Raw genomic sequence first — 21,692 nt, forward strand, 5'->3', positions numbered from 1 at the left:
CCGGGGCGGCTATAGCTCCAGCATGCAGGTGGCGCTGCAGCCGTCGCGGCTGACGGTGTTTCCGTCGTCGCATTGCTCGCCCTGGTTGAATTGCACGACCCCGTCGCCACAGCGGATGCCGAGCAGGCAGCCCGGGGCGCATTGCCCGTAGCCCCCCTGGTTCGAGCCGTCGTCGCACTCCTCGCCCTCGTCCAGCCTGCCATTGCCGCAGGCGGAGATGCACACCCTGGACTGGTTGGCCGGCAGGAACGAGGAGAGTTGCAGCTTGTAGCTCGAGCCCGTGGTGAAGCGTTCCGCCTGGAACACGGCGACCTCATAGATACCGTCTGGCTGGAGGCCCAACGCGGACGCCCGGCCCGCGAGGTCCACGGTCGAGGTCATGCTGGTGTGAACTCCTCCCAGGTCGATGGCGAGCTTCCCGTTGATGAAGACCCAGACGTCATCGTCTCCCGTGAAGACGAGTTGCCCCTGGCCCGTGTACACGAACCAGAAACGCGTCTCGCTGGTGAAGCTGTAGTTGTGCGGTGCTCCCGTGCTGTCCGGACGCGTCGTCTCCTGCCCCTCGGCCACCCAGCCCTTGCCGTCGAGCGGGAAGAAGGACGTGTCCTCGAACAGATAGGTGAGGGTGCTGGGAGAAGAGGTCCGCGATAGGGGCAGCGTGGAAACGACGGTCAGGTTGACGTTGGTCGCGTCGCGAAACCATTGGTCGAAGTTCGTCTGCCCATGCGTCGTGGCGGAGAACACACCTGTCTTGGCATAGACGGGCTTGCCGGCCGGGCCCAGGGTGGCCTGGACGATGCCTGTCTCCTGCCCGTTCGCGTTCTGGAAGTCGACGTGGCCATTGGGCAGGTCATTCCCCCGAAAGTCGCGGTAGACGATGGGGAGACGCAACGTGGACAAGGGCTCTGAAAGGACGCAGACGAAGCCCTCCTCGATTTGACAGGTCGAGGAGCAGCCGTCGAAGTCGCGCAGGTTGCCGTCGTCGCACGCCTCTCCGGCCGTGAGGATGCCGTCGCCACAGAGGGCATCACAAATCCCATTCACGCAGCGGGGCTCCCGCTGACACAGCGGCGAGCAACCATCGCCCAGGTCGTGGTTGCCGTCGTCGCACTGCTCGGTGCCTTCCACCTTGCCATCGCCGCAGGTCGTCTTCGTGCACTGCTTGCCCACGACGTGGCACGCGTATCCTTGCTCCAGCCGGCAGGTGGCGTTACAGCCATCGCCGTTGTCCCTGTTGCCGTCCTCGCATTCCTCCGGGGCCGCGATGATGCCGTCGCCGCAGCTCGCGGCGTGGCACCTCAGGCCACCGGCGCCGCAGTTCCACCCCGGCTCGACCTGGCAGCTCGCGCTGCAGCCATCGCCGCTCGTGGTGTTCCCGTCGTCACATCCCTCGCTGCCCTCCTTCTTTCCGTCACCACAGATGACCGGGGAACCCGCGTCGACAGGGTCGGTGCCGGCATCGGTGGTGCCCGCGTCCTCAGGACCCGCGTCCAGCGCCCCTGCGTCCATGCCCGCGTCCGTGCCCGCGTCATCATCGGGCAGCGTCCCGGCGTCCGAGCCGGCGTCGTCTTCGGGCTCCGTCCCCGCATCCGCCCCGGCGTCCATCTCGGAGCCGGCGTCCTGGATCCCGGTCGAGGCATCGGGCCGGGTCCCTGCGTCGGAACCCGGAGTGGTGTCATCTCCACAGGCCGCGAGTGAGAGCAGGAGGGCGGCGCAAAACATTCGCGCCAACAGGGATTGGCGAGAGCCATTCTGGGTCTTGTTTGTCATACGGAGCGCGCATGCTGTGAGCCCTGAACGCAGGTGTCAAAGGGTTGCTGGCTTTTGTTTGTCTCGAAACCCAAGCGATTCCATACTGCGAGTCACACACACCCAGGACCTCTCGGATGCCTGACCTGAAGAACGTCATTCTTTGCCTGAGCGTGCTCCTCCTCGTGGGGTGTGCCAGCGGCCGCGACACCACGCCTTCGAATGCGGACCACCGGCTGCTGACGCTCGCGACGGACGGCGAGCCGACCGCGACGGTGGCCCTCAACCTGCGGCTGCTGAAGACCGCGAGCGCGGATCCAACCTGGAAGGACGCGGTCGAGTCCGCGGAGCAGCACCTGCTGAAGCTGGGGACCATCCCGCCCCGGCACCGGGCCCTCGTCCTAGACACGTTCTCGTCGTTCGCCGCGGGATTGATGGAGACCCCTGGCGGAACGGTGCCCTTCCGCATGTTCGCCTCCCATGGCCCGGAGGACGCGGCGCTGGAGGTCCTCCAGACGGCGCGGCTCATTGAAGCCACGAAGGAAGGCGACTACGTCCTCATCGACCCGGAGACGTGTCAGCGCCAGGGCCCTCTTCGGCTGCTCAAGACGAAGCAGCTCCTCGCGTTCGTGCCTCCGGCGCTCGCGGCGGACGTGTCGGCACGGCTCGCCCGGGAGCCCAGCCAGAAGATGGATCCGCTGTTCATCGCCCAGGCGGGCGTCGAGGTGGGCCCGGTCCTGGAGCCGTTCGTCCCAGGGCTCCTGATGCTGGCCATCCAGCAGTTCCAGGCGACGGATGCCGCCCGGCGGATCTCCTTCGCCGCCCGAGCGGACGCGAGCGGTGCCATCCGGGCGGACGTGGAGTTCATCGGCCCCCACCCCGAACGCATCCAGGCGCTCTGGGAGCGCGTGACCACCAGCGAGTCGGCGCTGCGGACCGTGGTGGCCTCCTCCACGAAGCTCCAGGCCAGCAAGGACGTCCTGCGCATCACCTTCGACGTGAACTCCCTGCGCGAGCAGTCCACCATGCTCCGGCGGGCCTTCTCTCCCTTCAGCGACGAGCCGCTGCCCTCGGAGAGCCTGGAGGACCTCCGCGAGGACGACCTGCTTTCACCCGAGGACACGGTGTCCTACCCGGAGACGCTGACGCCCGAGTCCTTCCTCGCCCTCTCCGGTGACGACTGCGGCCTCGGGAAGGGGCAGGACCTGGACGAGACGCAGAAGCTGCGCCTTGCGTTCACGTCCCTGCGCGCCTCGTTCATCACCCCCGAGTCCGACCACCTCCAGCTGACCGCCCGTGTCTGCCAGCCCCGCGACTACGTCCCAGTCCTCGCGCGACGCAAGCTGATGGAGCTGCGCATCCAGCAACCGGAGCTCCACCGCCCCCTGTGTGGTCCGCTGGCCGCGAGCCCGGACGGGATGAAGGTTGGGGAGGACCTCTCGGGACAGAACACCTCTCGCGGTCAGGTGGCGTCCCACCACGCCCAGTTCGCGCTCAAGCCCGGTGTGGACGCCCAGACGCTGCCGGCCATCTCGGGTTCGGTCACGGTGCATGTGCCTACGCGGATCCGGAGCATCCGCATCCCCTTCGCGGCGCCCTTTGCCCGGGCGGAGCAGACCTTTCCCGACGGGAAGCTGTTCGTGGAGGGACTGCGCATCCACCTGGGCACCCTGACCTTCCAGTTGGGGAGCGAGGGCACGCCGCCGACGGTGCTCGCGGTGCGGGCCCTGAACGCGGAGGGGAAGTACCTCAGGTCCGAGGCACGCCCGGGCCTCACCATGGTCCTGTCGCTCCCCCTCTTCGGCGTGCTGTCTCCCGACGCGCCGCTGTTCACCGTGGAAGGAAGGCCCGCGCAGATAGAGCTCGTCCTGGTGGACGCGACCACGCCGTACACCCGGCCCTTCACGCTCACGCCGCCCTTCCCCGCTGGGAACGCCACGGCCAGGGACGCCAAGGAGCTTCCGCTCGCGCTGATCGATCAATCCCTGTTCGAGCAACACCTCATGTCCCCGGAGTCGGTCGCGAAGAGGACCGCGTCGTTCAATGGCGCCGTGAAGAAGGACGCGCTCCCCGCGGCGCTCCCGCCGAACGCCCCTGCCTCGCCGTTCCACGCCTGGCTGATGACCGACGGTGTCTTCCGCGGGGATGTCGAGTTCTCCTGGCCGGACGACGTGCAGGAGGCCTTCGCGCAAGCGGAGACACCCGTCACGCTGGAGCTGCTCGAAGCGGACTTCGCGGACGGGACGCGCCTGCGCGCGGCGGACATCGAGGCGGTCGATGAGGATGACCGGTACGTCTGGAACAACGGCTATGGCCGGCAGCTCAAATGGAACACCACGTTCTCGCCCGGGCGGAGCCAGAGCTTCACGCTCCGGGACTACATCCCCCACCAGTTGGAGCGGGTCCCCCTGACGAGGCTCAAGGGGCAGCTCTCCTTCGCCTTGCATGAGAAGTGGGTCGCGTCATCCCCCACGGCCCTGAGCCTGCATACGGAGGCCCTGCTGGCGGGAGGCCGCTTCAAGGTCGAGCTCATCGAGCCGGGCCGCATCCGCATCCAGAGTCACGGCACGGACCAGGAGGGTTTCTCCGCGGTGTTCGACGACGCGGAGAACCGCCCGGTGGCCTCGGTCCTGACGAAGCGGACGGACTTCGATGACGCGACCTTCATGCTCGACTTCGAGACCCGTCAGCCCGCGCACCGCTGGCGGATGATCCAATCCCAGGGCGCGTCCAAGACGTATGCCTATCCGTTCGAAATCGTCGCCCAGGCGCCCGTGCCCCCCACCGCGCCCAAGTCCGTCCCCGCCCGGAAGGCCAACCCCACCCGGAAGAAGTGAGCGGGGCTGGAACGGACGAGGGCCCTACTTCTTCGCCACCTGACGGCCCGGAGGCTGGGCCACCGGGCGCTGAGGCAGGGCCTTCGCGGACGCCTGCGCGTTGGCCACGGCATCCGCGGTGGGCGCCACACTGGTGTCCTGGAGCGGGTTGCCGTTGCTGTCCGTGTAGACGCCATCCGAGAAGGGGCCCACGTAGAGCTGGGGCGTGGCGGGCAGCGCCTGGGTCAGCACGGTGAGGTAGTTGTCCATCTCGTGCCGGATGGTCGCCTCCTGCGTGCTGGTGTCTCCCAGCGTGTTGTAGAAGAGCACGTCGAACTCCACACCGACCTGCGTGTAGTTGGGCGCCAGCCACGACGGCGGCAGCGTGGGCACCACGTCGTACTGGTTGACCACGCGCACCGTCGCCGGACTCGTGACGTATCGGGCGTAAGCCGTCCCCCACGAATCCGCGAGCCCGGCCTTCGGCGCCGCGAACGTGACGGTCGTCACGCTCAGGGACGGCTGGCTCACCGCCAGGTCCAACGCCAGCAACTCCGCCAGGCTCCCGCCCAGGCTGTGGCCCGTCACGTAGAGCGTCTGGATGTTGTTCGCCTTCAGCCACGCGAACACCTGCGCCTGCATCGACTGCGTCACGGAGGTGCTCGTGCCGGTGTAGATGCCCCAGAACCCGCTGTGCACCTGAGGCACCGGCGACAGGGACGTCCCGGAGTACGGCGCGAAGGACGTAGTGGCGTACTGCTCGTCCGCGCTCGTGTCCGCCGACGTCACGGTTCCGCGCAGCGCCAGCATCGCCGTGGTCGAATCCGCGTTGGAGGTGAACCACAGGCCGAACGCCTCCGCGACGCCGCCCTTCTGCGGCACCCACGCCGTGAGGGTGTCCGCCTGCGTCCAGCCCGAGGGCACGGAGTACTCCTTGCCATTGAAGGCGGCGTAGGCCGCGACCACGCCCTGCCCCATGCCCAGCACCTGGGTCGCGTCCAGCACGGGCTCGGGTGGCGTGGCATGCAGGCTCGGCTGCGGACGGACAGCGGCAACGGTTGAGGTCGTCATGGTCGGCTCCAGGAAGGTGTTGCGGGTGGAACGGGGCGACGCCTGTCGCCATCCGTTGCCCAAGCACCGATTGCAGCGCCCATGCCGCACGCGGCGTCCCTCGGAGGCCCTCGCGACAAGGGGGTTCACGCGCGCCTTCGACGCGTCGGTCGACGCGACGCCCGACGCAAGGCCGCCCCTGGTGACTGGAAACATCAACGCCTGACGGCAGTCACCAGGCGCAAGCCCATGGACCGGGGCCGTGCCTCATGCGCTCCCAGCAAGATCAACGACTTGCGCGTGCACTGAGGGGTCCGGGGCGTTGGCATGCCCGCTGCTATGGGTGTCCTCGTCGCTGAAAGCAACACTCACTCCCCTTCCAGAAAAGAGACACGTCATGGCCATCCGCTCCGCTGGTCGCTCCACCCCCTCCATCCCGTCCACCGCCTCCAAGCCCACCACCTCCCCCACCCAGCCGTCCGCGACCTCCAAGCCGACCACCCCGACGCAGCCGTCCGCCACCTCCAAGCCCACCACGCCCAACCAGCCGTCCTCCCTCTCCAAGCCCAACACGCCCGACCTGCCGTCCTCCGTCTCCAAGCCCACCACGCCGAGCCTTCCGGGCGCCGCGGATGCCTCCCCCTTCGGGAAGGTGGGCGGCAAGATGTCCGACAAGCTGTCGAGCCTGAAGCAGGACGGCTTCGACGCGGCTGGCAGCCTCGGAGGCAAGGCCGCGAAGCTGGGCGAGCTGCTGGAGGGCGCCGCCACCGTGCTGAGCAGCATCGCGCAGCTGGTGCAGGGCATCACGCAGGGCGTGCAGGGTGTCGCTGAGGGCGTGCAGGGCGTCGCGGGCGCGGTGGGTGGCGCCGCGGGCGCGGTGGGTGGCGCCGTGGGCGCGGTGGGCGGCGCGGTCGGTGCGGTGAGCGACGTCGCGACCAGCGTGCTGTCCCTGGCCCAGGGGCCGCAGCAGGACCCGACGGCCGGCATGAGCCAGGTCCCGACGATGGAGTAGTCCGCCGCGCAGCCTGACGCGGTGATGAAAAAAGGGGTGACGGCGATGAGCCGTCACCCCTTTTTCGTGTCGTCACGGACGTCCAGCCGCCGCGCTACTCGATGGTGGCGACCTTGTCGTCCTTGCCGAACTTCACCCGCACCTTGGACGTCTTCGACTTCCAGTAGGTCCAGGTGCTGGACTGGAACGACGGCGTCTCATGCGCGGGCGGAGGGCCCCACGCCATGCGCACGGCCTCGCGGCTCATGCCGGGCTCCACTTCCGACGCGGAGACCTTCTTGCGGTCATCCACCGACAGCGCATCCAGCTTCGCGGCCTGGTCGTCCGGCGCGAACGAAGCCTGGAACAGCTTCCAGGTCTCCGAACCCGAGCGCGAGTCGTTGGTGAACTCGAGCTCCGCGCCGGTCTCCACGACCTTGAACTTCACGGAGGAGGAACCCTTGTCCAGCACCTCCACCTTCGCGTTGAACGGGATGATGGGGCCCTTGAGGTAGTTGACCCAGGACACGGTGCCGTCCTCGAAATGGAAGTTCGCGGTCGCGTGGTAGTAGGTCTTCTCCACCACGGGCGCGGGGGCCGGGGCGGCCGCGGGCTCGTCGCCCACCCGCACGACCTTGCCGTCCGGGCCGAACTCGACCTCGAACGTGGAGAACTTCGAGCTCCAGTACGTCCAGCGGGTGCTCTGGAGCGACGGCGTGCGGTGCGGCGGCGGCGGACCGGCCGTCAGCAGCACGGCCTCGCGAGACATGCCCCGGGCCAGCTCACCGGCGCGGACCTGCTTCTGCTCCTCGGGCGTCAGCGCGGCGATGCGCGAGGCCGGGTCCTGCTCGGCGAAGAAGCCGGCGAACAGCACGTTGATGGGCTTGCCCAGGCTCCGGTGCGTCACGAACCGGAACTCGGCGCCGGACTCGATGACCTTGCAGCGGACCTCGTCGCTGTCCCGCTCGAGGACCGCGACCTTCGCCCCCACGGGGATGGCCGCGCCCTTGCCGCGGTAGTTCACCGCGGAGAGCTGGTTCTTGTTCAAAAGGAAATTGGCCTGGGCGTACAGCACCTCGGCCTGGGCCCCCATCGCCGTCAACAACCCCAGCGCGAACACGGCGCTGAGAACATTCTTTCGATACACGCGAAAACCCCCTCGGGTCAGGCAACGGCGTGCTTCTAGTGGCGTCGCACGCACGGCCGCAAGGGGGTTCGCACTGCTCTCCTCCGGCCCTACGCCCCCAGCATGCCAATCACTTCCGACGACGGCATGGGGCGCGAGAACATGGGGAAGTCATACTTGAGCGCGTTGCGGTGCTCCTCCGCCGAGGTGGCGGCGGCGCAGTCCGTGAGGGTGATGACGTCGAAGCCGTGCTCGTACGCGGTGCGCATGGTCGACTCGACACAGCAGTTGGTGAGGAAGCCGCCAATCACCACCGTCTTGATGCCCTTGCTGCGCAGGATGAAGTCCAGGTTGGTGCTGGCGAAGGTGTCCAGGCCGCGCTTGCCTTCCACCACGATGTCGCCCTTCTGCGGCGCCAGCGCGTCGATGATCTGCGCCCCCCAGCTGCCCTTCACGAACGCCTTCCCGTCCACCACGCCCTTCAGGATGCCGTAGGGGTGCCGGGTCAGCTCGCCGTAGCCTTCCGCGAAGGTGATGGGCGCGTGCATCACCGTCACGCCCTTCGCCCGGGCGGCCCGCACCACCGCGAGGGTGTTCTCCAGCATCTTCGTTTCGGCCATCACGCCCTTCACGGCCGGGTGCAGGACCCCGCCTTCGGTGGCGAACTCGTTCTGGTACTCAATCAACAACACGGCGGTGGTTGAAGGGTCGAGCAACATGGCGGACTCCGAGGCAAGGGGACCGGACCATTCCGGACGCCCGCCATGTTTGTCAGTCATTCCAACAGGCCGTCAAGCCATCCCCCGCTCAGGCCGCGGCGCGAGCGCCGTCCCAGTCCTCCACTTCGTAGAGGAACTTCGTGCCGCCCTTGAGCTTGCGGTTGGCGGACGTGCTCTGGACGAAGACGACGTACTTCTCCAGGCTCGCGGGCCGGATGCGCACCGTCTCCCCTGTAGGTAGGCCGAGCATCTCCCGCGCGCGCTCGCCGCTGTAGAGGTCGCCGGACTTGCGGTCCATCAGCACAACCTCCTTGCGGCCCTGGATGGTCTCCGTCTTGGTGAACTCGTAGAAGCCGCGGCCCGTCTTGAAGCCCAGGCCGTTCTCCGTCACGAACTCCTTGATGGCGCTGTCCCCTTCCACCTCCAGCACCTGGAAGCGGCCCGGCGGCACCGCGCGCAGGTCCGTCTCACCGAAGAGCGTGGACGCGGTCCGCTTGAGCATCGTGTTGAACATCGCGTTCAGGCCGCGGTTCATGCGGCCCTCGCGGGACACCTCCGCTTCGTATGCCTGGAGTTGCGAGTCCGAGGACTGCTTGTAGCAGACGGCCAGCAGCATGTCGGTGATGTGTGAGAACTGATCCAGGCTCAGGTGGAAGCCGCCCGACTTCTCCGCCAGCTCCTTGTAGAACGACGTCGCGTGACGGCGGTTCAGCGCCTGGACGCCATACACAGGCACGCCCTGCTCCCCCAGCGCGGCCACCTCCTTGCGCCAGTCCAGCTTCTTGGGGTTGTGCTGGGGCGGGTGCGGCACGTCGTCCCCAATGAGCACGAACGCCTTCGTGTAGCCCTCCGTCCAGGACAGGCTCCGGGCCTCGTGCAGCACCAATTCGTAGCACTCCGGCGCGTCACCGCCGCCCGTCTGGCCCACCTTCTCCACGAAGCGGGTGATGGCCTTGGCGTCGTCCGTGAGGTCCAACGCCTTGGTCACGTAGGTGGACTTCGCGTCACAGTAATCGCCGTGCGCGATGATGCCGATGCGGATGCCAGGGATCTCCTTCGTGAGCCGGGCCACCGCGGCCCCCAGCTTCTTCCGCACCTGCGCGAGACACGGATACATGCTGCCCGTGGTGTCAAAGCTGAAGACGACCTCGACGCGGTTATCAATCACAGAACTCGCCATGACGTGTTCCCCCTCGTTCGTTTCTCGCTGCGACAAGAGGAACAGTACTCGCGGGGTCTGACATGGAAGGGGGCTTCGGGGCGTCGTTTTCCGGGCGGCCTCGTACCGCCGTGCGTTGCCAGGAAGGGGCCCTCGTTTCGTAGTGTCCTGGCAGGGCGTGACGCCCGGACACCACCCAGGGGGGACCATGAGGAACATCGGCATCATCGGAGCGGGCCAGGCGGGTCTGCAGCTCGGCTTCGGCCTGTTGGAGAAGGGCTACGCGGTCACCGTCTACTCGGACCGCACGCCCGAGCAGATCTTCAACGCCCGGCTCGCCGCGACCACCTACCTCTTCGGCCGCGCCCACCGGTACGAGCAGGAGCTGGGGCTCGACTTCTGGACGGGCCCGGGGGAGTCCGCCCGAGGCGGGGACCTGGACGTCTGCGCGGCGCCGGGCCAGCGGGCGCTCCGGGTCCAGGGGCGTATCCTGAATCCAGGCAAGTCCCTGGACCTGCGGGCGAAGTACTCCCGCTGGCTCGCGGAGTTCGAGCGGCGCGGAGGCACCGTGGTGGTGCGGGACGTGGACGTGGAAGCGCTGGAGGCGCTCGCGCCCGGGCATGACCTGGTGGTGGTGACGACGGGCCGCAACAGCTTCACGCGGCTGTTCGAACGGGACGCCGAGCGCAGCGTCCACACGCAGCCGCCGCGGAACCTGGCGGCAATGATTGTCACCGGCATGAAGCCGCTGCACGAGACGCCCTACCCCGCGCTCAAGTTCATCCTGACGGCGGGCCACGGCGAGTACTTCGCCATGCCGTACTTCGACCGCATCCGGGGCCCGCTGAACTGCCTCCTGCTGGAGGCCATCCCCGGCCAGGGGTTGGACCGCTTCGGCGGCGTGAGCACCGCGAGGGAGGCGATGGAGCGGATGAAGCAGGTGCTGCGGGACTTCTCACCGTGGGTGGCGGAGCGGCTGGAGGGCGCCTCCATCGTGGACGAGTCCTCCTGGCTCACCGGCGCGTTCACGCCCACGGTGCGCAAGCCGGTGGGGCGGCTGCCCTCGGGACGCACGGTGATGGGGATGGGGGATGTCGTCATGCTCAACGACCCCATCGCCGGCCAGGGGCTCAACAGCGCGTCGAAGCAGGCGCACGCGATGACGCAGGCCATCCTCGAGCACGGCGACCAGCCCTTCACCCCGGACTGGATGGAGCAGACCTTCGAGCACTTCTGGCGGACGGAGGGCCAGTTCATCACCGCGTTCACCAACCTGCTGCTCCAGCCGCCACCGCCGCACGTGCTGCGCTACCTGGGGGCCGCCTCGGCGATGTCCCCCCTGGCCGACACGTTCTTCGACAACTTCGGAGAGCCGCAGCGCTTCTGGCCTTGGATTGTCAGTCCTGCGGAGACCGAGGCGCGCATCCAGCAGGCGGCCGCCGCGTAGCGGCTGTAAGTCTTTGTCATTCCCACCCGGCCGGTCCTTCACCTCCGGTCCGGGTGGCTGAATCCTCTCAGTCCCGAGACCTGGGAGGAACATGACGATTCAGTTCGGGTTCATCGACCAGGGTGATGGCGCCAACCTCCGGACGCTTCCCGCGGAGATGAAGGGCTCCACCTGCCTGACGCCAGCGCCCCTGCCTCCGGGCACGAGGGTGAGCGTCATCCGAGACCATGCCCAGGCACCTGGCTGGTCCTACGTCTCCACCGTGGTGGGGGGCTACCTGCTGCAAGGCTATCTGCAGACCTTGCGCATCACGACCCAGCTGCCGGAGCCCGCGGCGACGCTCTACCAGGTCCGTCCAGGGGACCGCCTGGAGCCCATCGCCGCGCGCATCTATCGGCAGGCCATCCAACCGGGGCGGGACCTGCGCTTCTACGAGAATGTCATTCATCACGTGAACGTGAAGAGTGGCCGCAAGGGGGTCCAGCGCATCGACGGTGACGTCCGGCTGGTCGCGGGCGAGCGCATCTGGCTGGTGAGCATCGCCTTCGCCAACCAGCTCCAGGGAATCGTGTCGAGCGGCTCCATCACCCACGAGGCGATGGCCCAGGCACGCAGGGCCGCCCGGCACCTGGAGGACGTCATCACCTCCGTGAGGCAGGCGGACCAGTACTTCGGAGAGGTCACCGGGCAGTACGGCAAGGCCATCTTGGATAACTGGCTGGAGATCTCCGCGATGGTGGTGGGCTTCATCGCCGCGGAGGCGCTGTCCACCTTCCTTGCGGCGACGCCCACCGGAGTAGGGCAGCTCGCGGCGGCGCTCATCCAACTGGGCCTGGCGGCGTTCGGGGCCCATGGACTCATCGAGGCCGGAGGAGAGGCCCTGAAGCACGCGCAGCTGTGGCTCACCCAGGCCTGGGAGGCCAACGGCTCACCGGAGAAGCTCAAGGAGGCGAGCAAGTCCTTCCTCCGGATGCTGGTGAGCATCGCGATGGCGGCGCTGGCGCTGATGGGCGTGAAGACCAACGCGGGGCGTGGGCTCAAGCTGATGACGTCCGTGAAGATCACCCCACCCCGCATCTACATGATGGCGGCGGCGGGTCCCGGCGGTGCCTACGCGGGCGTCCCCGTGTTCCAGCCGGGCTCCATCACCGCCGCCCCCGCAATCCCCCTTCCCTTCAATCCCTGGGGAGCCGGCACGCCGTTGCTGTCGAAGGCCATCAAGGAAGGCGGCTCCTCCACGCCAGATCCCGAGCCCACCCTGACCGAGCGCACGCTCAGTGACGCCGAGTTGGAGAAGCTGCTGGAGAAGCTGCCCAACTGGGACAAGCTCAAGGACTTCGTCGGACGCCGCATCCCGCAGGAGGGAACGCCGGAGTTCAACGCGTTCAAGAGGGAGCTTCAGGCCGCCGGATACCGTCTGGAGAAGTTGAACACGGGCTCCCAGCCCTACCGGCTGAGCCGTCCGCACGGCAAGGCCCTGGGCGACGAGTACGGAGCGCTCACGGTGACCGAGGACGGACTGGTGGTGCTCAAGGTCGGCAAGGGCACGCTCCGCCTCAGCGTCTTCACCCGCTACCGGAAGAACTACCTGGACTGGGTGGAGAAGACCCAGGGCCCGGCGGCTCGGGCAGCGGCGGAGGTCCGGCTCTCCGCCGGCCATCCCATGCACCACCTCATCCCCGACGCGGTTGCCCGGAAACACCCGCTGATCCGCACGGCCATGGAGCGGCTCAAGGGCTATACGATTGACCGGGGGTCGAACATCCTCGACATGCATTCCGGGCTCACCGTGGAGGGCCAGCTCATCCACTCGGGCAGCCACCCCTTCTACAGCGAGTTCGTGAACGCCAGGCTTGATGGCGCCTTAGGGAAGCTGCGCACGAAGGGACCGTCCTCCAGGTGGACGCCGCAGGTCATCGAGGAGGCCATCCTCAAGGTCGAGAACGAGCTTCGCCAAGCCATCGAATCCGGGAGCTTGCCGGAGCCGGCCATCAAGGTGATCCAGGAGCAGCGCGGCGGTAAGGTACTCACGGGAAAGAAGCTGGCCTTGCTGGAGCTGCGCTCCCACGGGGAGTCACACACCACATGATGTATGCATTGTCGACGGATGTCTCCCACGCCAAGGAGAATGCAGATATCTACGACGTCGATCTCATCGAGTTCGAAGGTTTCGAGGACGTGACGTTCCACGACCCCGGCATCGACTATCAGCGCCAGCAGGGCGCGCCCGGGGTCATCGAGTTCGTCGGCAACCTGGAGAGCATCGCTGGGCGCGACCACCTCCTCACCGCGCCCCTGGGATTGTTGCTGCTTTCCCGGCGCATGGTGCGCGTGCTCGAAGCAGCGGGCCCGTTCCGCTACCGCCTCATCCCCACGGTCATCTACTCGGAACGCATCAGGCACCTCGTGCAAAGCGGGTACCCTCGGAGGCGAACCTGGCACTCGGTGACGGACCCGGCGCTGAAGAACGAGGACTTCGTCATCCTCCAGTTGCTGGAGCAGACCGACTGCCTCGACCGGGAGCGCACCTTCGTGAAGGGCGTGCCGTTCCACCAGTGCGGCGAAGAGCTCCTAGGCCGTGGGGAAGCCGAGCGGCTCGTGCTCCGCCCGCCACCCGGAGGCTTCCCTCCCGTGCTCTCCGTCCCCGAACTGGTCTTCTACTGCTACACCGAGGAGGCGCGGCAGGCGTGTGAGCAGTCGGGACTGAGGGGCCTGTGGTGGCACCCCCAGCCGTGAGCCCGGAAGCCCCACCCCGGGCTGGCTTTTAGCGGAGGCCCGCCCCCTCTAGGATGACGCTCCCATGGGGACGCAACATGAGTGGTGAGGGCTCGAAGCCCGTCGCGGCGGTGCTGGTGGGGCTGACGAACTTCCGGCTGGGCCGCATCCTGCTGTGGACCACGACAGTGTTCCTGGGGCTGCTGGCGCTTGTGCCGGGCCCCGACAGCGGGACGCTGTGGCGCATGGCAGCCATTCCGGGCGTGCTCGCGCTGATTGGAACCGGCACCGCGTGGTGGAAGGAGCGCCAGAGCTCCCGGTCCGGCCCCATTCCGTGGTTGCTGCCCCGGCTGGCCGTGGGGGCCGTGCTCTTCGGTGCCGCCGCGATCCTGATGTGGTGGCGGCGCCGGCGCGAGCTGAAGGCCAGCGTGCCGGTATCGCCGCCCTCCGCGGAGCAGGTGGACCAATGGGCCACCGCCGAGATGGAGCGCTCGTCATGAGCCACGCGGCATTGAAGCAACGGGACGCGGCGCCGCTCGAAGCGCCTCCGCGTGAGTCCATGGGAGGCATGGCCCGCGCGGGCTTGCGGAGCCTCCTCTCGATTGTGCCCGCACTGCTGGGCTCCGGCGTGATGGGCGCGCTGAAGGGCTTCTTCCTCTTCGGGTGCTTCGGCCTGGTGCTGGCAGGCGTCTTCGTGCTCGCGCCGCGTTGGACAGGCGCGGCCCCGACGCCCGCTTGGCTGAACTACCTGAGCTTCGTGCTCACACCCCTGCCCCTGGCTCTAGCCGGGGGCTACGTCTGGATGCTCCACGGGGTCAGCTCACGGCTCGCGAGCGAGGTCCGCGCACGAGGGTTGATGGGCTATGCGTACGCCATCCTCAAGCCCGCGACGCTGCAGGTCGCCCGGCGGTTGCGCGGGGCCAGCACGCCCAGCCGCGCGGAGCTCACCCGGGCAATCGAGGGGTCGGTGGCGGAGCGCATGCGAGAGCCCGAGGAGGAGCGCGAATCCGCGGCCTCCCGTGCCGGATGGCTGGAGGGCTTCCTCATGGACCAGTCCCGCCGGGTGCTGGGGCTCATCGCCCTGCGCGCGGTGCTGACGTCGTCGGACGTGCCTTCCGCCGTGCGAGAGCTGGAGATGTTGGCCATCGATCGATTGGAGGGAGTGTTGGAGGAGACGCTGGAGGACCTCTTCTTCCTCCAGATGGTGCTCGCGCTCGGCGTGGGCGTCCTCGTCGCCGCGCTGCCCACGTTCCTGCTCCTCTTCCTGCCCCGCTGAGCGGAGACCCGCCAGCCTCTGCTAGCCTCCTGCCATCCCACCAGGGTGGGACAGGAGGCGACGCCGGGATGGACTCACTGGACGCGCGCATGGAGCGGCTGGAAGGCCGGCTCCGACGATGGCAGGGCCTCACCCTCGCGGCCTTCGTACTGGCCGGGGTGGGACTGGGGAGCGCGGCCCTGCGTGACGAAGCGACGCAGGAGCATCCGGGAGAGCTGGTCGCCTCGCGACTGGTGCTCAAGGACGCCAGGGGCCGCACACGGGCCAGCCTGGAAGCGAACCGCCACGGCGGCGCGTCGCTGGTGCTGAACGACAGCGAAGGCCGTCCCCGGGCGCTGCTGGGCGTGGGCGAGGACGACTCGCCCCGGCTGCGCTTCTCCACGGCGGAAGGCGAGTCGCTGGCGGAGCTGATGGTGTTCTCCGACGAGGCGCCGCGCCTGACGCTGTCCAAGTCCGGAGGCGCGGAGCTGTTCTCCGTGGGACTCCAGGTGGACGGCTCGTCGCGACTGGAGCTGGCGGACGTGACGGGACGTCCCCGCGCCATCCTGGGCGCGGATGAAGAGGGCTCGCCCGGCCTGCTCCTGGTGGACCGTCGCGGCCAGGCCCGCGTGGAGCTGCGAGTGGGCAGCTCGGACGAGGCCAGCCTCGTGTTGGAAGGCCGCAACGGCCAGGTGTTTCGAGCGCCCGGCGTGCAGTGACGCCGCGTCGTCATTTCCGTGAGCCGTGCGGCGTCATCACCGGGAGGGAGACCCACCGGTGACGGCGCCCACGGACCGCATCCTGTTGATCCTGGACCTGGATGAGACCCTGGTCCACGCAAGCGAGAAGCCCCTGGCCCGGGAGGCGGACTTCCAGGCCCTGGGCTACTTCGTCCACGTGCGTCCGCACCTGGAGCCCTTCCTGCGGGAGTGCGCCTCCCACTTCCGGCTCGCCATCTGGTCGGCGGGGGCTGACAAATACGTGGCGGAGCTCGTGAAGCGGATGGTCCCGCCGGAGCTCGAGCTGGACTTCGTCTGGGGCCGGAGCCGGTGCACGTATGGGTTCGACCGGGCCGGCGTCCAGCGGGACGGGTTTCTCGATCCGGATGCGCACTACGGCTGGGTCAAGAAGCTGCGCAAGCTGAAGCGGCGGGGCTACCGGTTGGAGCGCGTCCTGATTGTCGATGACACGCCGGCCAAGTGCATCCACAACCACGGCAACGCCATCTACGTCCGCGAATACGAAGGCGAGGCGCACGACACGGAGCTGCTCGACCTGGGCCGGTATCTGAAGACGCTCTCGGACGTGGACAACGTCCGGTGCATCGAGAAGCGGAACTGGCGGAAGCAGCTCTGTCAGGACTGATTTTCCACCGCGTCCCTCATCCCCGAGAAAGGAGTGTGACGCCCATGACGAAGCGCGACGAGCCGAACCCCAACCGCCCCACCGACATGGAGCCCACTCCAGACAGCTTGGAACTGGCCATCGCCTCGTTCCACGGCTGTCCGCCCGGTACCTGACCCACGCCGCCACCCGGTAACACCGGTACGGGCATGGACAGAGGCCGGGCTCCCGAGGGGGGACTCGGCCTCAGTCATGTCCGGGTCCTCCCTCGAGGACTCAAACCCATCGGGATGTAGCTCAGTCTGGTCAAGAGCGTGCGCCTCGGGCGCGCAAGGTCGCTGGTTCGAATCCAGTCATCCCGACTTCACATCCAAGACAGCTCACGCTGGGTTGGCCCAACCGGGTAGAGGCGCCACGCTCAAAACGCGGAGGTTGCGGGTTCGACTCCCTCCGCCTCCACTTTTTGCGCTGTGGTCACGGATGGTTAGCGGCTTCCCCCCATCCGTATTGCACATATGTCGCGCGCCGAAACAGGCCGGTCGACATCGCTGGTCAGCATATGGCCTATCGGCGGTTGCCGCGTTACGTCCAGGAGGGCATATGACCCGGCGAGTAGCGCGCGCCGAAACTTCCATTCGGGAGGATCTCCGCCACCCGAGCGAGCGTGGACGCAGAGAGAGAGACCTTCGCCGCGCCGACGTTCTCCTCAAGTCGGGAACGATTCTTGGTCCCGAAGATCGGCACAATGTCGTCTCCTTGAGCCAGGAGCCAAGCGAGCGCAAGCTGCGCAACCGTCATCCCATTCGAGGTGGCGAGCTGTCGAAGCTGCTCGACTGCCGCAACGTTCGCCTGATAATTCGCTCCCTGCCAGCGATCATCCCAGCGCCGCATGTCCGATTCCTCGTATTCGGCGGCGGGTTTGACCGTCGACGTCAGGAACCCTCGACCCAGCGGCGAGTACGGAACGAAGCCGATCCCGAGTTCTCGGGTCACGGGAAGCACGTCGCGCTCGACCGCACGCTCGAAGAGTGAGTATTCGGTCTGCAGGACCGAGACAGGTTGCACCGCATGTGCGCGCCGAAGAGTGGCAGGTCCCGCCTCGCTCATTCCGAAAAAGCGAACCTTGCCAGCGGAGATGAGGTCCTTCACCGTTCCGGCGACGTCCTCGATCGGGACTGAGGGGTCGACGCGATGCTGGTAGAGTACGTCGATGTAGTCCGTCTGCAAGTACCGAAGGCTGTTCTCGACGACGAGGCGAATGCGCTCCGGCCGGCTGTCGAGCGGAGCGTGCGTGGCAGTCATCTTCGGAATGTCGAACCCGAACTTGGTCGCAATGACAACCTTGTCGCGGAAGCCTTTGACCGCTTTCCCCAGGAGGATTTCGTTGGCGCCGGTGCCCATGCCGTAGAGTTCTGCTGTGTCGAAATGCGTGACGCCAAGCGCATAGGCGCGGTGGATCGTGGCGATGCTCTCGTCGTTGTTGGCCGAGCCGTAGGCCATGGTCATCCCCATGGTTCCGAGACCGAGCGCCGATGTCTCAAGACCATTCTTTCCGAGCCTTCTCTTTTGCATGGCGAACCTCTCGTGATGCGAGTGTCGAAAGAGCTGACTCCACGCTACGCCTCGAAAGGCCCAGCAGGTAGAACGATCCTTGAAGAGTCTTGGATGATCCTCCAAGAGCCTCCTTTGACGAGGCAACCCACGAGCCCCCTGCTTGCATCGCCATGGGCCGCCGCATAGAACAATCCTTGAGGAGTTTTGAATGATTCTCCAGCGGCCTCGATCTGTGACTCGCTCCGCGAACTCCGGCCTCGCCGACGCCCGCCGCGAGCTCGCTGCAATCATCGAGCGCCACATTCCCAATGATGGAGGGTGTTCGCCTCTCCCCTCGATTGATCTTGGACGCACGTCGAAGCCGACAGGACCGCTGCACGTGCTGTATGAGCCGGCGCTCGTCGTGGTCGCGCAGGGGAAGAAGCGCGTGGTGGTCGGCGGCGAGGAACTCGCCTATGGCGAAACGGCCTACCTCCTCAACTCGGTCGCTCTTCCAGTTACCGGCCGCGTCGTGGAAGCGTCACAGGCCGCGCCGTTCCTCTGTGTGCGGATCGCGCTCTCCCCCGCCCTTATAGGCTCTGTCCTCGCGAATGTAACGCCGTCGCCGGCGACTGGTGCGACTCTCGCAAAGGCGCTCGACATCCGCGCCCTGGCGCTACCGCTGCTCGATGCCGTGTTGCGCCTCGCGCGCCTCGTCGATACGCCCGAGCACGCTCAGGTGCTCGCGCCGCTCGTGCTGCAAGAGATCGTCTACAGGCTTGTCGTGGACGGCCACGCCGCGCGCCTCCAACACATCGCCACTGTCGGCGGTCGCGCCCATCGCGTTGTCAGGGCGATCGCATGGCTCCGCAAGAACTTCGACCAGCCGATGCGCATCCAGCACCTTTGCAAGGTGGGCGGGATGAGCGCGTCGGGACTGCATCTTCACTTCCGCGCGGTGACGGGTATGAGCCCGCTGCAGTACCAGAAGACGCTTCGCCTCCAGGAAGCGAGGCGACTGATGCTCGATGAGCACCTCGACGCCGCGACGGCGGGCTTCCGCGTCGGCTACAACGATCCCTCGCAGTTCTCGCGCGAGTACCGAAGGCACTTTGGCGCGCCGCCGCTTCGAAACGTGTCGAGGATCCGCAGCGGGGCGGAGTAATCGCGGCCGGGCCGCAGCGTCTGGATGCGAGTGGATTGCGGCAAGGGGACCGAGCCGCTGGACCCGGCAGAGGAACAGGCGACGGTGGCCACCATCGGCCCGAACGTGGAGATGCGGGTGCGGGATCTCCGCGACCTCCACACGGCCTGGACGAGAGGGAGCCATTCCTGAAACCCTGGACGTACCCACGGCACAGTTGGTCCTCCGCCGTGTTGCACGTATGTCGCAGGAACGTGCGGAATGGCCTGGAACAGGACGGGACGAGGCGGGACGCGGCGGGAGACTGACTCCTAAGCATTCCAGGCGGCTACGAGGTAAGGGCGCGATTCTGCTGGGAGTTTCGCACCGCCCGGCGCGGGTTCGAATCCCGCCTTCGGCACTATTTTCCCCTGTCGTTACGATCAATTCCTTGATCACCGGACGTCCCTGGGGCCACGTCCGACCGCGCAGACGACCTTGGTGCCGCCCACCTCGATGGCGCCGACGAGAACCTCCTGCCGCTCCTGGCTCACGGCGAATCCTCCACTTCAGGAGGTGGATGCCGTGGGCGGGGTGGGTGTCGTGGTCGTGGGCACCTGCCACACCTGCTGGAGCAGCGCGAGCATGCCCGGGTCGTGCTTGCCCAGCTCTTCACGTGTGAAGGGATAGAAGTCGTTGCGGCCGAAGAGCGCCTCCGAATTCTCCGCGAAGTACTCCCCCACGTCCGTCGTGGAATAGGCACGCTCGAACGTGTGGGGCCGCCCGGGCCCACGCCAGCGCTCCGCGCAGTCGTAGCTCTTGCTTGCCATCGCGCGCTCATAGACAGCCGCGAGGCCGGCGTGCTCCCAGCCGGGCACCTGGTCATGATAGGCGTGGCTGAACTGGCGGAGCACGAACACGGGCATCCTGGGCGGCTCGGTGGCGGACGGTGTGCCGGGCGCGAAGTGGGGCCTCGCGTCGGGCCTCGGGTGTGGTGCGCCTCACCGAGAAACCGAAGCCCGGGACCGCCGCTGAACCCGGCGGACCCCGGTAGAGAGACCCTTACCGCGCCGCCGGGCTGGGGCAGGTGCTGTAGCAGTCCTCGCGCTCCGGCGCGCACTGGGCCGGCGTCGGGGAGTTGCGCAGGCAGGAGGTGTAGGCGAGGTCGCACGCGTACTCGCACGGCGGCGGGCGCATGGCCTGCACCGGGCTGGCCACCGAGGGTTGGCACCTGGCGTAGCAGACGTTGCTCTGCGCCTCGCAGGCGGCGTCCTGCTCGGGCGACGTCGACTGAATGAAGCATTCGTCATACTGGATGAAGCAGGCTCGCTCGCAGGCCCGCTGCGACCGGGCCGTCACCTCCGCGGCGGGCGCCCGGGAGGGGTAGCAGGCTGCGGCGCAGGAGTTGCTCTCGTCGCGGCAGAACTGCAGCTCCTCGGGCGTCGTCGCCTGATAGCTACAGGTCCGATAGGCCGCCAGGCATTCCCGCTCACACGGCGTCAGTATCTGGGAGTCCACGTCCCGCGACTCCATGTCCACGCTGCCACAGCCCGCGAACAGACCGACCGACAGCAGTCCCGCGATGATTGCCAGACGCACACCACGCTCCTGAGTCAAGGATGAAGGTACCCCGTGAGGGGCCGTGCGAGAGTGACAGGCATTGCCAGGACCGTCACCCTGGGAAGGCGTGCGAGTGAGAGGATTTGAACATCCCTCTCTGACGGGGATGTTCGAGGACGACCTGCACGTCAAACAAACCCTGTCCCTGTCGCGCGCGACGCTGGGGCGGTGCAGGCGGCGAGCCTGTCTCAAAGCCCGAGGGGCTCAGCTTCGCGACGTAGATGTTGTCGAGGCTGGACATCCCACCTCCGGCCATACCGGGAGTGCCGTGGGTTGCGGCAGCCCCTACCCCCGGGAGAGCATGGCCCCAATGACTACTTCTTCCGAGCACGGAGGTCCGGCGGCGCTCGACGCACCGGATGTCGTTGGCGTCTTCAAGGGCCGCACGCTGGGCGTGGCCATGGTGGGCAAGGTGCTGGTCCTGGCGCACAACGCACTGCCGCCCGCGCAGGACGAGTGGGGCCACTACTGCGACCTCGTAGGCCAGAACATCACCACCATGAGCGCACAGCTCGTGGTGGCGGAGGGGCATGGCCCGAACGCCGCCCAGCGCCAGCAGTCGCTCGACCGGGGCGCAAAGGTGAAGGGCGCCGCCATTCCGCCCACGGCCGTGCTCACTCGCTCGCCGCTGGTGCGCGGCATCGTCACCCTCTTCAACTGGTTCACCCCCAAGGCCATGCGCGCCTTCCCTCCGGAGGACCTGGAGGCCGCGGCCCGGCACCTGAAGATGAGCGACGCCGAGTTCCAGCGCCTCGTGGACATCGCCCACGCGCTGCAGCCTCAGGAGGCGTGACACCTCGCGTCCGGCGTCCGCCTGTCCGGAGGACGCTGGCAGCAGGCGCAGCTCTCACGCCGGCAGCGACGGCGGGGCGCGCGGCACGTCACCTTCAAGTCCGCGCCCTCCCGCGCCACGTCCAGCGTCTTCGCCTCGTCGAGCGGGTCGAAGCTCCCCGGCACCGACGGCTTGCTCCGGGGCGCCCAACCCTGTCGATTCAATCGGCTCCATTCGCGCTGTCGGTCAGGACTTTCGCGGGCTCGTGAACGG

At 67.6% G+C, this 21,692-nt stretch carries 20 protein-coding genes and 1 tRNA gene; 12 read left to right on the plus strand and 9 right to left on the minus strand.

The window, feature by feature from the left end:
- Positions 1 to 9: 9 nt before the first annotated feature.
- Positions 10 to 1,722 (minus strand): DUF4215 domain-containing protein, encoded by a 1,713-nt coding sequence (locus GTZ93_RS33870; protein WP_139919961.1) that lies wholly within the window; start codon positions 1,720 to 1,722, stop codon positions 10 to 12.
- Between the two features lie 164 nt (positions 1,723 to 1,886).
- Between GTZ93_RS33870 and GTZ93_RS33875 the strand changes: the two genes are divergently transcribed.
- Positions 1,887 to 4,586 carry a hypothetical protein gene (locus tag GTZ93_RS33875; protein WP_161663219.1) on the plus strand — a complete coding sequence of 900 codons (2,700 nt, stop codon included), beginning with the start codon at positions 1,887 to 1,889 and terminating at the stop codon, positions 4,584 to 4,586.
- A gap of 24 nt (positions 4,587 to 4,610) precedes the next feature.
- On the opposite strand, the gene GTZ93_RS33880 is transcribed toward GTZ93_RS33875, so the two are convergent.
- Positions 4,611 to 5,636, minus strand: a complete 1,026-nt coding sequence (locus tag GTZ93_RS33880) for a lipase family protein (protein ID WP_161663220.1) — start codon at positions 5,634 to 5,636, stop codon at positions 4,611 to 4,613.
- 376 nt (positions 5,637 to 6,012) lie between these two features.
- Between GTZ93_RS33880 and GTZ93_RS33885 the strand changes: the two genes are divergently transcribed.
- Positions 6,013 to 6,627 (plus strand): hypothetical protein, encoded by a 615-nt coding sequence (locus GTZ93_RS33885; RefSeq protein ID WP_161663221.1) that lies wholly within the window; start codon positions 6,013 to 6,015, stop codon positions 6,625 to 6,627.
- A gap of 94 nt (positions 6,628 to 6,721) precedes the next feature.
- Here GTZ93_RS33885 and GTZ93_RS33890 read toward each other — a convergent pair whose 3' ends face one another.
- The 3 genes from GTZ93_RS33890 to GTZ93_RS33900 form a co-directional block, all read right to left on the minus strand.
- Entirely contained in the window at positions 6,722 to 7,753 is a 1,032-nt protein-coding gene (locus GTZ93_RS33890; protein WP_139923435.1) for an outer membrane protein assembly factor BamE, read from the minus strand.
- A gap of 89 nt (positions 7,754 to 7,842) precedes the next feature.
- A complete protein-coding gene (locus GTZ93_RS33895) occupies positions 7,843 to 8,451 on the minus strand; it encodes an isochorismatase family cysteine hydrolase (protein ID WP_139923437.1) in 609 nt (202 codons plus the stop codon).
- Between the two features lie 88 nt (positions 8,452 to 8,539).
- Complete coding sequence (locus GTZ93_RS33900; protein ID WP_167548552.1) at positions 8,540 to 9,631, minus strand: vWA domain-containing protein; 1,092 nt, start codon at positions 9,629 to 9,631, stop codon at positions 8,540 to 8,542.
- Between the two features lie 187 nt (positions 9,632 to 9,818).
- Here GTZ93_RS33900 and GTZ93_RS33905 point away from each other — a divergent pair, with 187 nt between their 5' ends.
- From GTZ93_RS33905 to GTZ93_RS33950, 8 genes are all read left to right on the plus strand, one after another.
- Positions 9,819 to 11,057, plus strand: coding sequence for a styrene monooxygenase/indole monooxygenase family protein (locus tag GTZ93_RS33905; RefSeq protein WP_139923439.1), 1,239 nt, complete (start codon positions 9,819 to 9,821; stop codon positions 11,055 to 11,057).
- A gap of 91 nt (positions 11,058 to 11,148) precedes the next feature.
- Complete coding sequence (locus GTZ93_RS42375) at positions 11,149 to 13,146, plus strand: AHH domain-containing protein (protein WP_186820067.1); 1,998 nt, start codon at positions 11,149 to 11,151, stop codon at positions 13,144 to 13,146.
- A complete protein-coding gene (locus GTZ93_RS42380) occupies positions 13,143 to 13,793 on the plus strand; it encodes a hypothetical protein (RefSeq protein ID WP_180946244.1) in 651 nt (216 codons plus the stop codon). The genes GTZ93_RS42375 and GTZ93_RS42380 overlap by 4 nt, the downstream gene beginning before the upstream one ends.
- Positions 13,794 to 13,870: 77 nt before the next feature.
- Complete coding sequence (locus GTZ93_RS33930) at positions 13,871 to 14,272, plus strand: hypothetical protein (RefSeq protein WP_139915897.1); 402 nt, start codon at positions 13,871 to 13,873, stop codon at positions 14,270 to 14,272.
- A complete protein-coding gene (locus tag GTZ93_RS33935) occupies positions 14,269 to 15,048 on the plus strand; it encodes a hypothetical protein (RefSeq protein WP_139915898.1) in 780 nt (259 codons plus the stop codon). Before GTZ93_RS33930 ends, GTZ93_RS33935 begins: the two co-directional genes overlap by 4 nt.
- Before the next feature lie 68 nt (positions 15,049 to 15,116).
- On the plus strand, positions 15,117 to 15,746 hold the full coding sequence (locus tag GTZ93_RS33940) for a hypothetical protein (RefSeq protein WP_139915899.1): 630 nt from the start codon (positions 15,117 to 15,119) through the stop codon (positions 15,744 to 15,746).
- 58 nt (positions 15,747 to 15,804) lie between these two features.
- On the plus strand, positions 15,805 to 16,392 hold the full coding sequence (locus GTZ93_RS33945) for an NIF family HAD-type phosphatase (protein ID WP_139915900.1): 588 nt from the start codon (positions 15,805 to 15,807) through the stop codon (positions 16,390 to 16,392).
- Between the two features lie 265 nt (positions 16,393 to 16,657).
- A tRNA-Pro gene (locus tag GTZ93_RS33950) sits at positions 16,658 to 16,733 on the plus strand.
- Between the two features lie 220 nt (positions 16,734 to 16,953).
- Here the strand turns inward: GTZ93_RS33950 and GTZ93_RS33955 are convergent.
- On the minus strand, positions 16,954 to 17,943 hold the full coding sequence (locus GTZ93_RS33955; protein ID WP_139915901.1) for an aldo/keto reductase: 990 nt from the start codon (positions 17,941 to 17,943) through the stop codon (positions 16,954 to 16,956).
- Between the two features lie 190 nt (positions 17,944 to 18,133).
- On the opposite strand from GTZ93_RS33955, the gene GTZ93_RS33960 reads away from it, so the two are divergent.
- Complete coding sequence (locus tag GTZ93_RS33960) at positions 18,134 to 19,069, plus strand: AraC family transcriptional regulator (protein WP_139915902.1); 936 nt, start codon at positions 18,134 to 18,136, stop codon at positions 19,067 to 19,069.
- A gap of 527 nt (positions 19,070 to 19,596) precedes the next feature.
- Here the strand turns inward: GTZ93_RS33960 and GTZ93_RS33965 are convergent.
- Positions 19,597 to 19,947, minus strand: a complete 351-nt coding sequence (locus GTZ93_RS33965) for a hypothetical protein (protein ID WP_139915903.1) — start codon at positions 19,945 to 19,947, stop codon at positions 19,597 to 19,599.
- A gap of 142 nt (positions 19,948 to 20,089) precedes the next feature.
- Positions 20,090 to 20,626 carry a hypothetical protein gene (locus GTZ93_RS33970; RefSeq protein WP_139915904.1) on the minus strand — a complete coding sequence of 179 codons (537 nt, stop codon included), beginning with the start codon at positions 20,624 to 20,626 and terminating at the stop codon, positions 20,090 to 20,092.
- A gap of 331 nt (positions 20,627 to 20,957) precedes the next feature.
- On the opposite strand from GTZ93_RS33970, the gene GTZ93_RS33975 reads away from it, so the two are divergent.
- Complete coding sequence (locus GTZ93_RS33975) at positions 20,958 to 21,440, plus strand: SpoIIAA family protein (protein WP_139915905.1); 483 nt, start codon at positions 20,958 to 20,960, stop codon at positions 21,438 to 21,440.
- On the opposite strand, the gene GTZ93_RS33980 is transcribed toward GTZ93_RS33975, so the two are convergent.
- Positions 21,428 to 21,643 carry a hypothetical protein gene (locus GTZ93_RS33980; protein WP_139915906.1) on the minus strand — a complete coding sequence of 72 codons (216 nt, stop codon included), beginning with the start codon at positions 21,641 to 21,643 and terminating at the stop codon, positions 21,428 to 21,430. The two genes, GTZ93_RS33975 and GTZ93_RS33980, sit on opposite strands and share 13 nt — an antisense overlap.
- Positions 21,644 to 21,692 lie beyond the last annotated feature (49 nt).

It is taken from the genome of Corallococcus exiguus, assembly GCF_009909105.1.
Lineage (GTDB): Bacteria > Myxococcota > Myxococcia > Myxococcales > Myxococcaceae > Corallococcus > Corallococcus exiguus.

What these genes read in the sequence shown, in the direction of transcription:
- GTZ93_RS33870 (WP_139919961.1), bottom strand. Translation starts at nt 1,722, where the DNA reads ATGTTTTGCGCCGCCCTCCTGCTCTCACTCGCGGCCTGTGGAGATGAC.
- GTZ93_RS33875 (WP_161663219.1), top strand. Translation starts at nt 1,887, where the DNA reads ATGCCTGACCTGAAGAACGTCATTCTTTGCCTGAGCGTGCTCCTCCTC.
- GTZ93_RS33880 (WP_161663220.1), bottom strand. Translation starts at nt 5,636, where the DNA reads ATGACGACCTCAACCGTTGCCGCTGTCCGTCCGCAGCCGAGCCTGCAT.
- GTZ93_RS33885 (WP_161663221.1), top strand. Translation starts at nt 6,013, where the DNA reads ATGGCCATCCGCTCCGCTGGTCGCTCCACCCCCTCCATCCCGTCCACC.
- GTZ93_RS33895 (WP_139923437.1), bottom strand. Translation starts at nt 8,451, where the DNA reads ATGTTGCTCGACCCTTCAACCACCGCCGTGTTGTTGATTGAGTACCAG.
- GTZ93_RS33900 (WP_167548552.1), bottom strand. Translation starts at nt 9,631, where the DNA reads ATGGCGAGTTCTGTGATTGATAACCGCGTCGAGGTCGTCTTCAGCTTT.
- GTZ93_RS33905 (WP_139923439.1), top strand. Translation starts at nt 9,819, where the DNA reads ATGAGGAACATCGGCATCATCGGAGCGGGCCAGGCGGGTCTGCAGCTC.
- GTZ93_RS42375 (WP_186820067.1), top strand. Translation starts at nt 11,149, where the DNA reads ATGACGATTCAGTTCGGGTTCATCGACCAGGGTGATGGCGCCAACCTC.
- GTZ93_RS42380 (WP_180946244.1), top strand. Translation starts at nt 13,143, where the DNA reads ATGATGTATGCATTGTCGACGGATGTCTCCCACGCCAAGGAGAATGCA.
- GTZ93_RS33930 (WP_139915897.1), top strand. Translation starts at nt 13,871, where the DNA reads ATGAGTGGTGAGGGCTCGAAGCCCGTCGCGGCGGTGCTGGTGGGGCTG.
- GTZ93_RS33935 (WP_139915898.1), top strand. Translation starts at nt 14,269, where the DNA reads ATGAGCCACGCGGCATTGAAGCAACGGGACGCGGCGCCGCTCGAAGCG.
- GTZ93_RS33940 (WP_139915899.1), top strand. Translation starts at nt 15,117, where the DNA reads ATGGACTCACTGGACGCGCGCATGGAGCGGCTGGAAGGCCGGCTCCGA.
- GTZ93_RS33955 (WP_139915901.1), bottom strand. Translation starts at nt 17,943, where the DNA reads ATGCAAAAGAGAAGGCTCGGAAAGAATGGTCTTGAGACATCGGCGCTC.
- GTZ93_RS33960 (WP_139915902.1), top strand. Translation starts at nt 18,134, where the DNA reads ATGATTCTCCAGCGGCCTCGATCTGTGACTCGCTCCGCGAACTCCGGC.
- GTZ93_RS33975 (WP_139915905.1), top strand. Translation starts at nt 20,958, where the DNA reads ATGACTACTTCTTCCGAGCACGGAGGTCCGGCGGCGCTCGACGCACCG.